General features: G+C 43.2%; 12 protein-coding genes. 6 read left to right on the top strand and 6 right to left on the bottom strand.

Annotation, left to right across the window (positions count from 1 at the left end):
• The first annotated feature begins 4 nt into the window (after positions 1 to 4).
• The 6 genes from NBH06_RS07610 to NBH06_RS07585 all read left to right on the top strand — a co-directional run bounded on the left by NBH06_RS07610 (position 5) and on the right by NBH06_RS07585 (position 7459).
• Positions 5 to 1441 carry an arylsulfatase gene (locus tag NBH06_RS07610; protein ID WP_008862666.1) on the top strand — a complete coding sequence of 479 codons (1437 nt, stop codon included), beginning with the start codon at positions 5 to 7 and terminating at the stop codon, positions 1439 to 1441.
• Between the two features lie 18 nt (positions 1442 to 1459).
• Positions 1460 to 3448 (top strand): alpha-galactosidase, encoded by a 1989-nt coding sequence (locus NBH06_RS07605; protein ID WP_250793585.1) that lies wholly within the window; start codon positions 1460 to 1462, stop codon positions 3446 to 3448.
• Positions 3449 to 3458: 10 nt separating this feature from the next.
• Positions 3459 to 4472 carry an aldose epimerase family protein gene (locus tag NBH06_RS07600; RefSeq protein WP_008862664.1) on the top strand — a complete coding sequence of 338 codons (1014 nt, stop codon included), beginning with the start codon at positions 3459 to 3461 and terminating at the stop codon, positions 4470 to 4472.
• Between the two features lie 173 nt (positions 4473 to 4645).
• On the top strand, positions 4646 to 5011 hold the full coding sequence (locus tag NBH06_RS07595; protein WP_250793584.1) for a bactofilin family protein: 366 nt from the start codon (positions 4646 to 4648) through the stop codon (positions 5009 to 5011).
• Between the two features lie 72 nt (positions 5012 to 5083).
• On the top strand, positions 5084 to 7234 hold the full coding sequence (locus NBH06_RS07590; RefSeq protein WP_250793583.1) for a heavy metal translocating P-type ATPase: 2151 nt from the start codon (positions 5084 to 5086) through the stop codon (positions 7232 to 7234).
• Between the two features lie 24 nt (positions 7235 to 7258).
• Entirely contained in the window at positions 7259 to 7459 is a 201-nt protein-coding gene (locus NBH06_RS07585) for a heavy-metal-associated domain-containing protein (protein ID WP_021891467.1), read from the top strand.
• Here the strand turns inward: NBH06_RS07585 and NBH06_RS07580 are convergent.
• From NBH06_RS07580 to NBH06_RS07555, 6 genes are all read right to left on the bottom strand, one after another.
• Positions 7451 to 8086, bottom strand: a complete 636-nt coding sequence (locus tag NBH06_RS07580) for a 4'-phosphopantetheinyl transferase family protein (protein WP_021891466.1) — start codon at positions 8084 to 8086, stop codon at positions 7451 to 7453. The genes NBH06_RS07585 and NBH06_RS07580 overlap by 9 nt on opposite strands.
• A complete protein-coding gene (gene gldD, locus NBH06_RS07575) occupies positions 8086 to 8688 on the bottom strand; it encodes a gliding motility lipoprotein GldD (protein ID WP_008862659.1) in 603 nt (200 codons plus the stop codon). Before gldD ends, NBH06_RS07580 begins: the two co-directional genes overlap by 1 nt.
• Positions 8689 to 8720: 32 nt before the next feature.
• The gene (gene gldE / locus NBH06_RS07570; protein ID WP_250793582.1) at positions 8721 to 10040 is read right to left on the bottom strand and encodes a gliding motility-associated protein GldE; all 1320 of its coding nucleotides are present in this window, start codon (positions 10038 to 10040) and stop codon (positions 8721 to 8723) included.
• A gap of 119 nt (positions 10041 to 10159) precedes the next feature.
• Complete coding sequence (locus NBH06_RS07565) at positions 10160 to 10615, bottom strand: single-stranded DNA-binding protein (protein ID WP_046411643.1); 456 nt, start codon at positions 10613 to 10615, stop codon at positions 10160 to 10162.
• Between the two features lie 310 nt (positions 10616 to 10925).
• Positions 10926 to 11714 (bottom strand): pyrroline-5-carboxylate reductase, encoded by a 789-nt coding sequence (proC, locus tag NBH06_RS07560; protein WP_250793581.1) that lies wholly within the window; start codon positions 11712 to 11714, stop codon positions 10926 to 10928.
• Positions 11711 to 12835 (bottom strand): aspartate aminotransferase family protein, encoded by a 1125-nt coding sequence (locus tag NBH06_RS07555; protein WP_250793580.1) that lies wholly within the window; start codon positions 12833 to 12835, stop codon positions 11711 to 11713. Before NBH06_RS07555 ends, proC begins: the two co-directional genes overlap by 4 nt.
• Positions 12836 to 12838 lie beyond the last annotated feature (3 nt).

Genomic DNA, 12838 nt, shown 5'->3' with positions numbered 1-12838 from the left:
ATATATGAAAAAAGTATTTTTGAGTGTCGCTCTTTTGGGGGTGTTGATAAGCAGCTCTTGCACGACCAAAAGCAAAAAGCAGAAAATGAATGTTATTTATATACTTGCCGATGACCTCGGGTACGGAGATTTGGGGTGTTATGGGCAAAAGATTATAAAAACTCCTAATATCGACAGGCTTGCTGAGGAAGGAATGTTGTTCACGCAGCATTATTCGGGTTGTACGGTAAGTGCCCCCTCGCGCTCTTGTCTAATGACGGGGCAGCATACGGGACATACCTATATTCGGGGAAATCAAAGTCATGGTACTGAGGGTGAAGAACCACTGCCGGGCAACACCTATACGCTTGCTCGTATGATGAAGGATGCCGGGTATGCGACCGGTGCATTCGGTAAATGGGGGTTGGGCTATCCGTGTTCAGAGGGTGATCCAACCAATCTCGGATTCGATGAGTTCTTCGGGTATAATTGCCAACGTCAGGCTCATCACTATTATCCTTATCATTTGTGGCATAATCAAGAGAAAGTGATGCTGCCCGGAAATGAGGGGAGTAAAACCGAAACTTATGCTCAGGATTTGATACAGGAAAAAGCGTTGCAGTTTATCGTTGATAATCAATCGAAACCTTTCTTTTTGTATCTGCCTTATATTCTGCCACATGCCGAATTGGTGTCGCCCGAAGATTCCATTCTTGCCATGTATAAGGGTAAAATCGAGGAAGGCAAACCTTATGAAGGTGTCGACGACATAAAGAATCCATATTATAAGTACGGAGGGTATTGTTCTTCTGAAAACCCACATGCCGATTTCGCTTCGATGGTGACTCGTTTCGATGCTTATGTCGGCGAAATTATGCAAACATTGAAAAGATTAGGATTGGATAAGAATACTATCGTATTTTTCGCTAGCGACAATGGCCCTCATCAAGAAGGCGGGGCAGATCCCGATTTTTTCAATAGTTATGGTCCTTTTCGTGGTATTAAGAGAGATATGTATGAGGGTGGTATCCGTGTCCCTTTGATTGCTTGGGCACCGGGGAAAGTGGAGGCCGGAACTTGTAGCGACCATATCTCGGCATTTTGGGACGTTATGCCCACTTTGGCCGATATTGCTGGTGGCGAAATAAAAGGTGAGTGTGACGGTATATCTTTTGCTCCTACATTATTTGGCGGGAAAGGCCAAAAACAACATGAATATCTGTATTGGGAATTTCATGAAAGAGGCGGACGCGTTGCTGTACGAATGGGAAATTGGAAAGGAGTTAAATTGAATTTTGGTAAGAATCCCCAAGCTCCTATGCAACTTTTCAATCTTGAAAACGATGTTCATGAAGATTGCGATGTGTCTGAACAGCACCCCGATATCGTGGAGCAAATGGAAATTTTTATAAAGCAGGCTCATGTGAAATCGGACCTTTTCCCCTATCCGTTTGAAAAATAAAAATATCGTTTTTTGAATATGAGAAGAAAAATTTGTGTAGTCACATTGTTTTTGGTCTTTATCGGACAGATAGTTATGGCCGGTGGGAATACGGCCGATTTCAAATATGGGAAATGGCATTTGAAATATACTCTTTCTACGGGTAGTGCCGAATACATATATCAAGGTAAAACGGTGTTCGATAAAGTGGGTACGGGTGTTTCAGGAACGTATACTGAATATGAGATTGGACAGGAAGAAATAACGGACGGTTTCGGAACGGGAATGTGTTTTACTGTGACGAGATCGGGAGAAAATTTACCTTCTGTCATACAGCGTTTTTTCTTATATGAGGGGAAAGATTATTTCCTTACCGATGTGGCGCTGAGCGACGAAAAAGGTGTTGAAACCAATTATCTGCGTCCTATTTCTACTGAACCCGACACCCGTTGTGATATTTTGGGAAAGGGCGATAATCGTGTTCTTATCGTTCCGTTTGATAACGACAAATGGGTACGCTATCGTTCTTCCGATTTGAGAGGCGGGGTAAACAGCTTTGAAGTAAGTGCTGTTTATAATGCAGATACTCGCAGGGGAATCGTTATCGGATCGGTGGAACACGATACATGGAAGAGCGGTGTTCGCATAGAGTCCGATGAACCCGGTATCATATCTCGTCTTGAACTTTATACCGGAGCGTCGGGAGAAGGGACAAGAGATGTGCTCCCTCATGGCAAGGTAAAAGGGAAAACTGTTCGTTCGCCGAAAACCTTTTTCGGATATTTTGAAGATTGGCGTGACGGTATGGAAGAGTTCGGACGGGCTTGTGCGACAATAGCACCTCCGTTACCGTGGAATTTAGGAACACCTTTCGGTTGGAATAGTTGGGCTAAGATGGAGTTCCGGTTATCCTATGAAAAAGTACTTGAAGTATCCGATTTCTTTAAGGAGAATCTGCAAAACAATAATTTCGAGAATAATGGTATTGTATATATCGGAATGGATGCTGGTTGGGCCAAAATGAGTGATGAGCAGTTGGCTGATATTGCGAGACATTGTAAAGCAAATGGACAAAAAGCTGGTATATATTTTACACCTTTCTCGGATTGGGGGAGAGATCCCGAGGCCTATATCAACGGTAGTTCAGGATATAAGTGTAAAGATGCTTATTTGTATGCTAACGGTAAAACTCAGAATATGGTTGCCGGTGGGTTGGCTATGGATCCTACGCATCCGGCAATTAAAGAACGTATCCGTGAAACAGCAGAGCGATTTAAACGATTGGGATATGAATACATTAAAATTGATTTCTTAACGCATGGTTGTGCCGAAGCCGATTATTATTACGATCCAGAGGTTCAAACCGGTATGCAGGCGTATAACAAAGGAATGGCCTATTTACTTGAACAGATGGAGGGTATGTATATTACTATGGCTATTTCACCTTTGTTCCCATCGCAGTATGCTCACTCTCGTCGTATCGCATGCGATGCTTGGGCCGGAATAGGAGATACAGAATACACGTTGAACTCTTTGACTTATGGGTGGTGGCTTAATCAAGTATATACTTATAACGATCCAGATCATCTGTTGCTAGAACCAGTTTCCGATGGGGAAAATCGAGCTCGTATAACATCAGGCGTTATTACTGGGATCTTTATGAATGGAGATGATTTGAGTTATATTTCGGGGATTCAAGTGGCTAAGGATAAGGCTCGTAAATTTTTGACAAATGAGGATATAAATGCGATAGCTAAAATGGGGAAAAGTTTCCGTCCGGTAAATGGAAATATGGACGGAGCAGATTTCCTATTTATGTATGATACGGGAAAAGAGGTTTACTTAGCTGCGTTTAATTATTCGGGCTATGATCTCACTTATGATTTGCCATTGTCTCGTCTCGGGTTAAGGGAATTTTCTACTTATAAGGCCAAAGAATTATGGTCTGGAAAAGAGGTGAAATTCAAGAAAAATGTGCGGGTTTGTATACCCAAGAAAGATGTTCTGGTGTTTCGTATAATGCGTTGATCTGATTGAAATGAATAGGGAACCTCAAATACAAGTTTTTCGTATTGCCCATTCTGATGGCTCTTATATTGAAGTAAGCAATTTGGGAGCGAGATGGTTGTCGTGGGTTGTTTCTGATGGGAACGGAAAGTATTCCGATATTTTGTTGGGATACCCCACTGTGTTGGATTATTTGCAAGATGATTGCTATATGGGTGCTATTGTGGGTAGATTTGCCAATCGTATAGCAGGAGCGACTTTCTCTTTGGAGGATCATGAATATACATTGGAGAAAAACGATGGGGCGAATACAAATCATGGAGGGTATTCAGGTTTCCATTCTAAAATTTGGAAAGGAAGTTATGAGGGAAACAAAATTGTATTTCGTTTGTCTTCTGCTCATTTAGAAGGTGGATATCCGGGAAATGTCGAGGTGACGGTCTCTTATAGTTTTACTTCTGACGGAATGGTTTCTATTGATTTCGATGGAGTGTCGGATCGTCTTACTGTACTTAATTTGACCAATCATGCTTATTTCAATCTTGCTGGCAAAGGAGATATACTACAACATAGAGTCACAATACCGTCGAGCTATATTCTTGAAACAAATGCAGAGTTTATTCCTTCTGGGGGTATTCTTCCGGTAGAGGCAACGGAATTCGATTTTCGGTATGGAAAAAATATAGGTAAGGATATTGAGAAACAAACGCAACAACTCGAATGGAACAGAGGTTATAACCATTGTTATGTTTTCTCCTTGTATGATGAGCGAAAGATGAAATGGGCAGCAAGCGTGTATGAACCTAAATCGAGGCGAAAACTCGATGTCTTTACTACATATCCGGGAGTATTATTTTATTCTAGTGGGTATTTATCATCGCAGATTGTCGGGAAGCAAGGGTATAAGTATACTCCTATGTGTGGATTTTGTCTTGAAACTCAATACTTCCCAGATTTTCCGAATCATTCAGAATTCCCACAAGGGGTTGTGTTTCCTGAGAAACCTTATCACCACACTACATTATATAAGCTTTCTGTCGTATAGCTTTAAAATTGAAATCTCTTTCTGAATATTATAGGCCGAAATCTATGACATTTCGGCCTATTCTCATTATTTTTGTATGAGATGTGGAGATGGACTGTATCTCGTAAAATCTGGTAAACTTGTTTTTACCTTTGGTTTATGTTATCTTTGGAGTCAATAAATAAGATTATATTATGGCAAAGGATAATACTTTTTCGGGTATGGCGCATAATGCTCTGACAGCGGAGACTACGATTGTCGGGAAGATAGTTTCGCAAAAAGATATTCGCATAGACGGGGCTTTGGAGGGACGATTGGAATGTCAGGGTAAGGTTGTCATCGGGGAGACCGGTCAGGTGATAGGGGATATTGTTGCTGTGAATGCCGAAGTGGTAGGGCGTATAACCGGTAATGTAATGGTGGCCGAGATGTTGGTGTTGAAAGCGACATCTTCTTTGGAGGGCGATATACAGGCTCGACGGTTGGCGATAGAGCCCGGAGCCGTGTTGAACGGAAAGTGCACCATGTTGCAGCAGCTCGATGATGGAGGCGATGCCTGAAAGGTTGTTATTTTTTTCGATTTGGTGAGCAAAATCGAGGATAGGGTGTTAATTTCTAATTAAAGGGATAGTATGGAAAAAAGAGTAATACCCGTTTTGGAAATGAGTTGTGCCGTTTGTGCGGCAACAGTCGAGAAGACTGTTCGGGAGTTGACCGGGGTCGAAGAGGCGAGTGTGAATTTTTCGGCTAATACATTGCAGGTGGTTTATGATCCCGATAAGATTTCGTTGAAGGATATGCAGGCTGCGGTAAGTGCCGCAGGATATGACTTGGTTATTTCGGAAAATGCGGAGGCTGATGCTATTGATGCCGAACATCGTCTTTATCTCGATTTGCGAAGAAGAACCATTGGTGCTTGGAGTTTCGGATTGCCGGTGATGGTATTGTCGATGATTTTTCATTCTCCTTCACAGATTCTTACTTGGATATTGCTCGCACTGACTCTTCCGGTGTTATATTGGGGGCGTTCGTTCTATGTATCGGGTTGGAAGGCTGTAAAACGAGGACGAGCCAATATGGACACTTTGGTAATGTTGAGTACTGCCGTGTCTTTTCTGTTCAGCTTGTTCAGTACGATTTATCCGTATTTTTGGCTTTCTTTGGGACTTGTTCCGCATGTCTATTACGAAGCGGTTGCTATGATTATAGCTTTTGTTTTGTCGGGGAAATTATTGGAAGCGAGGGCTAAGCAGAGCACATCGGCTTCTATCCGTTCTTTAATGGGATTGCAGCCCAAGACGGCAAGGCTGGTCGGAAAGGACGGGGAAGAAAAAGATGTACCTATTGCTATGCTTCTTCCCGGGGATACAGTGAGTGTTCGCCCCGGTGAGAAAATACCGGTGGACGGGACTGTTTTGGAAGGTGGTTCTTATGTAGATGAAAGTATGATCAGCGGGGAGTCTGAGGCCGTGAAGAAACAAGCCGGGGATAGGGTTTTGGCCGGAACGTTGAACCAGCGTGGCGCTTTTTTGTTGAACGTGCAGGCTTCGGGAGCCGATACCGTACTTGCCCGTATGGTTCGTATGGTTCAGGAGGCGCAGGGGAGTAAGGCTCCTGTTCAGGGGGTGGTCGATAAGGTTTCGTCTGTTTTTGTACCGGTAGTTATTTTGTTATCTATACTTACTTTTGTGATTTGGATTTCGGTTGCCGGGTGGAACATGTTTCCTTATGCGTTATTAACCGCAGTCTCGGTATTGGTTATCGCTTGTCCGTGTGCATTAGGATTGGCTACGCCTACCGCTTTAACCGTAGGTATCGGTAAAGCGGCGCAACAGCATATCCTCATCAAAGATGCCTTTGCTTTGGAGAACATGTGCCGTGTGAATGCAATTGTTCTGGATAAGACCGGAACCTTGACCGAAGGAACGCCGAAGGTGGTCGGCGAGAAATTATACTCTGGTTTCGAAGAGTATGTGTCGGTATTGTTGGCAGCCGAAATGCGTTCGGAGCACCCTTTGGCAGTGTCGCTTTCGGAGTATTTGCGACAGAAGGGGGTCAAGCCTGTCGAAATATCGGCTTTTGAAAGTATTACGGGAAAAGGTGTAATGTGTGAATACCGAGGTGAGAAATTCTGGATTGGAAGCAAGGCATTGGCGGAAGAGAATGTGGGTGTTTTATTACCCGATTTGTTTTCTATCTATTTTGGTAAAGGAGATTCGTTGGTAGCTGCTTTTGAAGTAAAAGATGCTTTGAAGGAAAATTCGAAAGAGGCAGTACGTCAATTGGAGTCGTATGGAGTAGAGGTTTGTATGCTTACCGGTGATAAAGAGTCTGCGGCTTCCGAAATCGCTCGTCAAGCAGGAATTACCCATTATGAATGGGGTGTTTTGCCCGATGATAAGGAACGTTTTGTCTTGGATTTGCAACGTCGGGGCAAATGTGTGGCTATGGTCGGCGATGGCATTAACGATTCACAGGCATTGGCACGGGCCGATGTGAGTGTGGCTATGGGAAAGGGAACCGATGTGGCTATGGATATAGCTATGGTGACTTTGATGAACTCGGACTTGGCTTTGTTGCCGAGAGCGATAAAGCTATCGCGAAAGACCGTAAGAATTATCCGGGAGAATCTTTTTTGGGCTTTCGGTTATAATGTAGTGTGCATCCCTATTGCAGCCGGAGTCCTTTATCCCGTAGGTATATTATTGTCTCCCATGTGGGCGAGTGCTGCTATGGCATTCAGCTCGGTATCGGTGATACTCAACAGTTTGAGGTTACGATAAAGAATAATTAAAAAATATAGTGAAATGATACAAGTAAAAACTTCGGCCAAGTGTGCCGGTTGTGTTGCCAAGATAGCGGAACAGCTAAATACGTTTTTGACTCCTGAGCAGTGGAGTATCGATTTGTCGTCTCCCGATAAATTATTGACGGTGAAAGCCGATGTGCCTGCGGAGAAAGTTGTAGAGGCTGTGCGTGCCGCCGGGTTTAAGGCCGAATTATTGTAAAGGGACCGTACAGACGAGTACGAAATCATCGTATATGCGATACCAAACGGTGTAGGCTTTTGTGGCTTCGGTACGAGTCTCCCACGCCGATAGGTAGCCTTCTTCTGTAAGGAGGGCGGGGACGATATGCAAGTGTTCCCGAAAGTCTATCCCGGTCTCGGGTATAGCTTTGAAAAGGGCTTCTTTTGCCGACCAGCAGATGTGTAACCATTTTCCCCGATTCTCTGATGATATATTCAATTCAGGGGCGTTAAATACGCGTGGGGCTACTTTTTCTATTTTTTCGCCGATTCGTTCGATGTCTATTCCTATCGGTAAGAAAGGGTGGTAAGCCACAGCTACCCATTCTTTTGTGTGTGAAATCGATATGTGACCGGACTTCCTGAGTAAGTGAGGTTTACCCTCGGCGGTGTAGGTTATATCGTCGTTTAGAGTTTCTTTTATTCTGTTTAGCGATAATCGGGAGGCAGCTCGTTCGCAGAATCGCTTGGGGGAAAGATTTTGTGAGTCTATGAGGCTTCGCTCTTTTTCTGAAAGCAGGGTGGCTATGGTCTGTTCATTTTCTGTGAGCTGCCACAAAACGATTGTTGCTCCGAATTTTGTCGATATGTGTTCGTGAAAAGGCATTATTCGGCACGAGTTTCGATACTTTCGATTAGGTGAATAATATCATCTGATAAGTAGTCGATGACCGGAGCGATAGAGTCGCTTTTGCCGGATTCATCGAAATAAAGAGCTCCTCTCAGCAAGTATCGGGTACTGTCGGTAACTACAAATTGTAAAGGCGTAGCACTTTCGGCAGAGAGGTTATACAAGGTTGCATAGATTTTTCGTTCAGGATCTTCGTAATTACCTGCTTTTATGAAGTCCGGACGAATACTTTGCCTGTAAACCAAGTCTTTACTTTCGTTCAGCAGGCTTTCGAGATTTTTGTGCAAGATGTGATAACTGCAATAAATAGTGGCTCTATAACGAGGATATCTTATGTTTAGCCATTTAACGTCGTTTTTGTGTAATGTGGTGTCTTTGTCGAGGGTAGCTGTTGTCCCGTCTGGAATTTCGAAAGAAATAAAAGGGGATAATAAAGTCATTTCTTTATATTCTTCGGGGTATGGGTCTATACGAAAGTATCCGTCTGGAAGAGGTGTATATTTTCTGTGGCAGGAAAATATTACCGGTCCCATAGTTATGAAGAGGGTCGTATATAGTATGGCTTTATTCAATCGCATGTGAAAGTGTGGATATGAATCGATGGTTTGCTTCACTCTTCCGAAGGGGAATTGATAATCACTTTTACTTTACCGATACGCCGTTTGTCTAGTTCGAGTACGATGAACTGGCATCTTCCATAATCGATTTGTTCTTTTATTTTGGGGAAGTCTTCTTTGATATCTAAAATAAGTCCGGCCAGCGTCTCGGCATCTTCTGCTTTGTCACCGAATTCATTTTCGTCTAGTCCTGTGATTTTGTAAAAGTCATTTAAAAGTATTTTCCCTTCGAATATATAGGTGTTTTCATCTATCTTCGTATAGTTTTTCTCTTCCTCGTCATATTCGTCGCTGATGTCACCGACTATTTCTTCCAAAATATCTTCCATAGTCACTATTCCCGATGTGCCTCCGAACTCATCGACAACGATTGCCATGTGTATTTTTTTCGTGCGGAATTCTTCTAACAAATCGTCTATCATTTTCGTCTCGGGAACGAAATAAGCTCGGCGCATTAATTTGTGCCAATCGAACGATGCCTCTTGACCAATGTAGGGTAATAGGTCTTTACTGTATATGATTCCTTTAATGTCGTCCTCGGTCGTATCGTAGACCGGGAGCCGGGAGTATCCGGTTTCGATAATCGTGTCGAGGAGTTGTTTGAAATCTGTCCGCATTTCAATATCGGTGATGTCGACCCGGGCTGTCATGACTTCTTCGACCGTTTTACCTCCGAATTTTATAATCCCTTCGAGCATTTCTTTTTCGTCGTTAGCTCCGACATTTGTCATTTCCAGAGCCTGCGAAAGTTCATTCATGGAAATGTTGGTGTTTTTTCGTACGATACGTTTATTTACGATATGGGTTGAACGAACCAAGAAATTGGCCAGCGGGGAGAATATTTTTCCTAATAAAGACAATCCTTTGCAGCTTTTCCTAGCCCAAACGACAGGTTTTAGATTTGCATAAAATTTAGGAATCACTTCTCCGAATAAGAGAAGGAGGAAGGTGAGCAGGATTGTCTGGAAAATAAAGTCCAATACTTCACTATTGAAGTGTAGAATATCTGAGAAGAAAAAATTGCAAAGGATAACGACTGCTACATTGACTAAGTTGTTTGATATAAGTATCGTAGCTAAAAGGTGTTCGGGGTGGGCAAGTAATCGTTTGACTAAACGATCCCGAGGGGATTCTTCATCGAATTCTTGTAACTCTTCGGACGTGAGGGAGAAATAGGCTATTTCGGAAGCTGAGACAAATGCAGAAACACACAAAAATAATCCGGCCAATACGATTGCTAAAATAGCTCCTCCTGACGGAGCTGTAATTTCTATGGCTGAGGAGAATACCGATAAATACGAATCTGGGTCCAAGAATCAGTGGGATTAGTTAAACAATGGGTATCTGCCGAATTTTATCTATTTCGGCCGTATTTTTCCATTTTATAAATACATAGATACCAGTTAATTTCTCGCAAAATTACAATATTATATTAGAAAGGCAAATCATCATCGCTACTATTTTCAATAGGGGAATTGTAACTTGTGTTTGCCGGAGAGGGATTATTTTGCGACTGGGACATTACTGGTGCAGAACTCGGTGATGATTGTCCGTCGCGTCGGCCCAATAATTCCATATTGTCGACATAAATTTCGGTTGTGTATCGACGAATCTTGTTTTGGTCTTCCCATGAACGAGTGCGAATTTTGCCTTCGATATATAGTTGAGTCCCTTTGCGGACATACTTTTCTGCTATTTCGGCTAATCCGCGCCAAACCACGATGTTGTGCCATTCTGTTTTATCGGGTATTTGTATACCGCTTTGGGTCGTATATCCACGCTCTGTCGTAGCCAATGTGAAATTGGCGACACATACATTGTTTTCGAGGTATCGAACATCTGGGTCTTTTCCTACATTCCCTATCAGAATAACCTTATTTACTGACATAGTCGTTGAGTGATTGTAAAAATAATTTTCAAAGATAGTGAAAGATGGGAGCAGAAGCAAACGGAAATCTTGTTTCCGGCTTGGCTATGCCGAATCGCATCGTATCTTCGTAGCGTCAAAGATAGTGAAAGTTACGCATAGAACAAGACAGGTCTATTCGTTTTTTTTGAGTTAAGGTGTATCTTATCTTTGATTGGTAACCAATATAATCGAAAAGAAAACAAACGACTCCTTGTATGGTTTACAAAAATGCCCCGTTAGTCTGCTCTAACGGGGCTTATGATGGTAGTGAGAATAGAACCCGATTTTGTTATTTGGCGGCTTTCAATCCTCGGATAACTGCGGAGGAGAATCCTGCGGCTTCCATTTCGTTCAGACCTTTTATGGTAATACCGCCGGGAGTAGTTACTTTGTCTATCTCGACTTCGGGGTGGGAGCCGTTAGTCAATAATAATTCCGCTGCACCTTTGACCGTTTGTTCTACGAGTAAAGCCGCATCTTTGGGATAAATTCCCATCTCTATTCCTCCTTCGATGGCCGCTCTCATATAACGCATGACAAAAGCTGTTCCGCAGGAGCAGAGTGCTGTCCCTGCTGTCATCAGATTCTCTTCGATGAGAAGGCTTTTCCCGAGGCTGTCGAATAGAGACCGAATATAATCTATTTGTTCCGGTACGGCATTGTAGGGCGAAATGAGAGTCATACTTTGTCGAATAGAGACGGCCGTATTGGGTATTACTCTAAAAATAGCCGGAGCCGCATCTTCCGATGAGAATAATTCGGACAATCTTTCCAATGTGATACCCGCTACCACCGAAACGATGATTTGCCGGGGAAAGTCCAGCACTTCACGTATGTCGTATGCCACACTGTCGAGTATCCAGGGTTTAACGGCCAAAATGATAACATCGGCATCCTTGACGGCTTCTTTGTTGTCGGTGGTCGTATGAATCGAAGGATTAAATGATTTGAGTTCGTTTAGTTTTTCTTCTCCTCGGTTACTGACTGTGATTTCCGACGAGGCAACGATTGAACTTTGAGACAATCCGCGGGCTATGGCTCCCCCCATGTTCCCGCCTCCGATAATTGATATCTTCATGAGAGTATGTTTTTAAGTTTGCCGATAAAACAATCGGCTTGTTCTTTGGATAACGACAGAGGCGGAAGCAGTCGAATGACATTCGTTCCCGAAGCTCCCGTAAATACATGTTGCTCGAAGAGTAGCTTGTTCCGAAGTTCTTTGACAGGGTAATCGAATTCGAGTCCTATCATTAGGCCTTTACCTCTTATGTCTTTAATTTGCGGTATTGTTTTGAGCTGGGATATGAGATACTCTCCGACGGTGGCTGCATTCTCGATTAAATTTTCTTCTTGCATGACATCGAGGACAGCACAAGCGGCGGTGCAGGCTAAATGATTCCCTCCGAAGGTGGTTCCCAACATACCGTAGACCGGTGTGAAAGCAGGGCTGATGAGGACACCGCCGATGGGAAATCCGTTGCCCATTCCTTTTGCGACAGTGATCAAATCGGGGCGTATGCCGGAGTGTTGGTGTGCGAAAAATTTTCCGGTTCGACCATATCCCGATTGTACTTCATCGAGAATGAGAACGACCTGATTTTGGGTACATATATTTCTAAGTTCTTTCAAAAATTGTGTGTCGGGTACTTGTATTCCTCCTACACCTTGTATGCCTTCGATAATAACGGCGCAGACATCTCCCTTCGAAATTTCTTTTTTCACTCGTTCGATGTCGTTGAGCGGTAAAAAAGCCACTTCAAAAGTGTCGTTGATGGGAGCGACTATTTTGGGGTTGTCGGTTACTTTCACTGCGGCAGAGGTTCTCCCGTGAAATGCTTTGGAGAAAGCTATTACCTTTTTCTTCCCCGTGTGGAACGAGGCCAGTTTCAAAGCGTTTTCATTGGCTTCCGCTCCCGAATTGATGAGGAATAGGGAATAGTCTTCGTATCCCGATATTTTCCCTAATTTATCGGCCAATTGCTGTTGGAGACTGTTTTTGACCGAGTTGGAGTAAAATGTAAGTCTTTGTGCCTGTTCGGTGATTTTGTTTATATAATAAGGGTGCGAGTGTCCGATGGAAATGACGGCATGACCACCGTAGAGGTCGAGATATTCATTCCCTTCTGTATCGTAAGTATAACAGCCTTTCCCCGATTTTATTTCTATATCGAACAGGGGATATACGTCGAAAAGTTTCATATC

This window comes from Barnesiella sp. B2-R-119, assembly GCF_023656675.1.
GTDB classification, from domain to species: Bacteria; Bacteroidota; Bacteroidia; order Bacteroidales; family Barnesiellaceae; genus Barnesiella; species Barnesiella intestinihominis.
The sequence above is the reverse complement of the archived record's forward strand: the minus strand, read 5'-3'. Positions and strand labels throughout refer to the sequence as shown.

What these genes read in the sequence shown, in the direction of transcription:
- NBH06_RS07610 (WP_008862666.1), top strand. Translation starts at nt 5, where the DNA reads ATGAAAAAAGTATTTTTGAGTGTCGCTCTTTTGGGGGTGTTGATAAGC.
- NBH06_RS07600 (WP_008862664.1), top strand. Translation starts at nt 3,459, where the DNA reads ATGAATAGGGAACCTCAAATACAAGTTTTTCGTATTGCCCATTCTGAT.
- NBH06_RS07585 (WP_021891467.1), top strand. Translation starts at nt 7,259, where the DNA reads ATGATACAAGTAAAAACTTCGGCCAAGTGTGCCGGTTGTGTTGCCAAG.
- proC (WP_250793581.1), bottom strand. Translation starts at nt 11,714, where the DNA reads ATGAAGATATCAATTATCGGAGGCGGGAACATGGGGGGAGCCATAGCC.
- NBH06_RS07595 (WP_250793584.1), top strand. Translation starts at nt 4,646, where the DNA reads ATGGCAAAGGATAATACTTTTTCGGGTATGGCGCATAATGCTCTGACA.
- gldD (WP_008862659.1), bottom strand. Translation starts at nt 8,688, where the DNA reads ATGCGATTGAATAAAGCCATACTATATACGACCCTCTTCATAACTATG.
- NBH06_RS07605 (WP_250793585.1), top strand. Translation starts at nt 1,460, where the DNA reads ATGAGAAGAAAAATTTGTGTAGTCACATTGTTTTTGGTCTTTATCGGA.
- NBH06_RS07590 (WP_250793583.1), top strand. Translation starts at nt 5,084, where the DNA reads ATGGAAAAAAGAGTAATACCCGTTTTGGAAATGAGTTGTGCCGTTTGT.
- NBH06_RS07565 (WP_046411643.1), bottom strand. Translation starts at nt 10,615, where the DNA reads ATGTCAGTAAATAAGGTTATTCTGATAGGGAATGTAGGAAAAGACCCA.
- NBH06_RS07555 (WP_250793580.1), bottom strand. Translation starts at nt 12,835, where the DNA reads ATGAAACTTTTCGACGTATATCCCCTGTTCGATATAGAAATAAAATCG.
- NBH06_RS07580 (WP_021891466.1), bottom strand. Translation starts at nt 8,086, where the DNA reads ATGCCTTTTCACGAACACATATCGACAAAATTCGGAGCAACAATCGTT.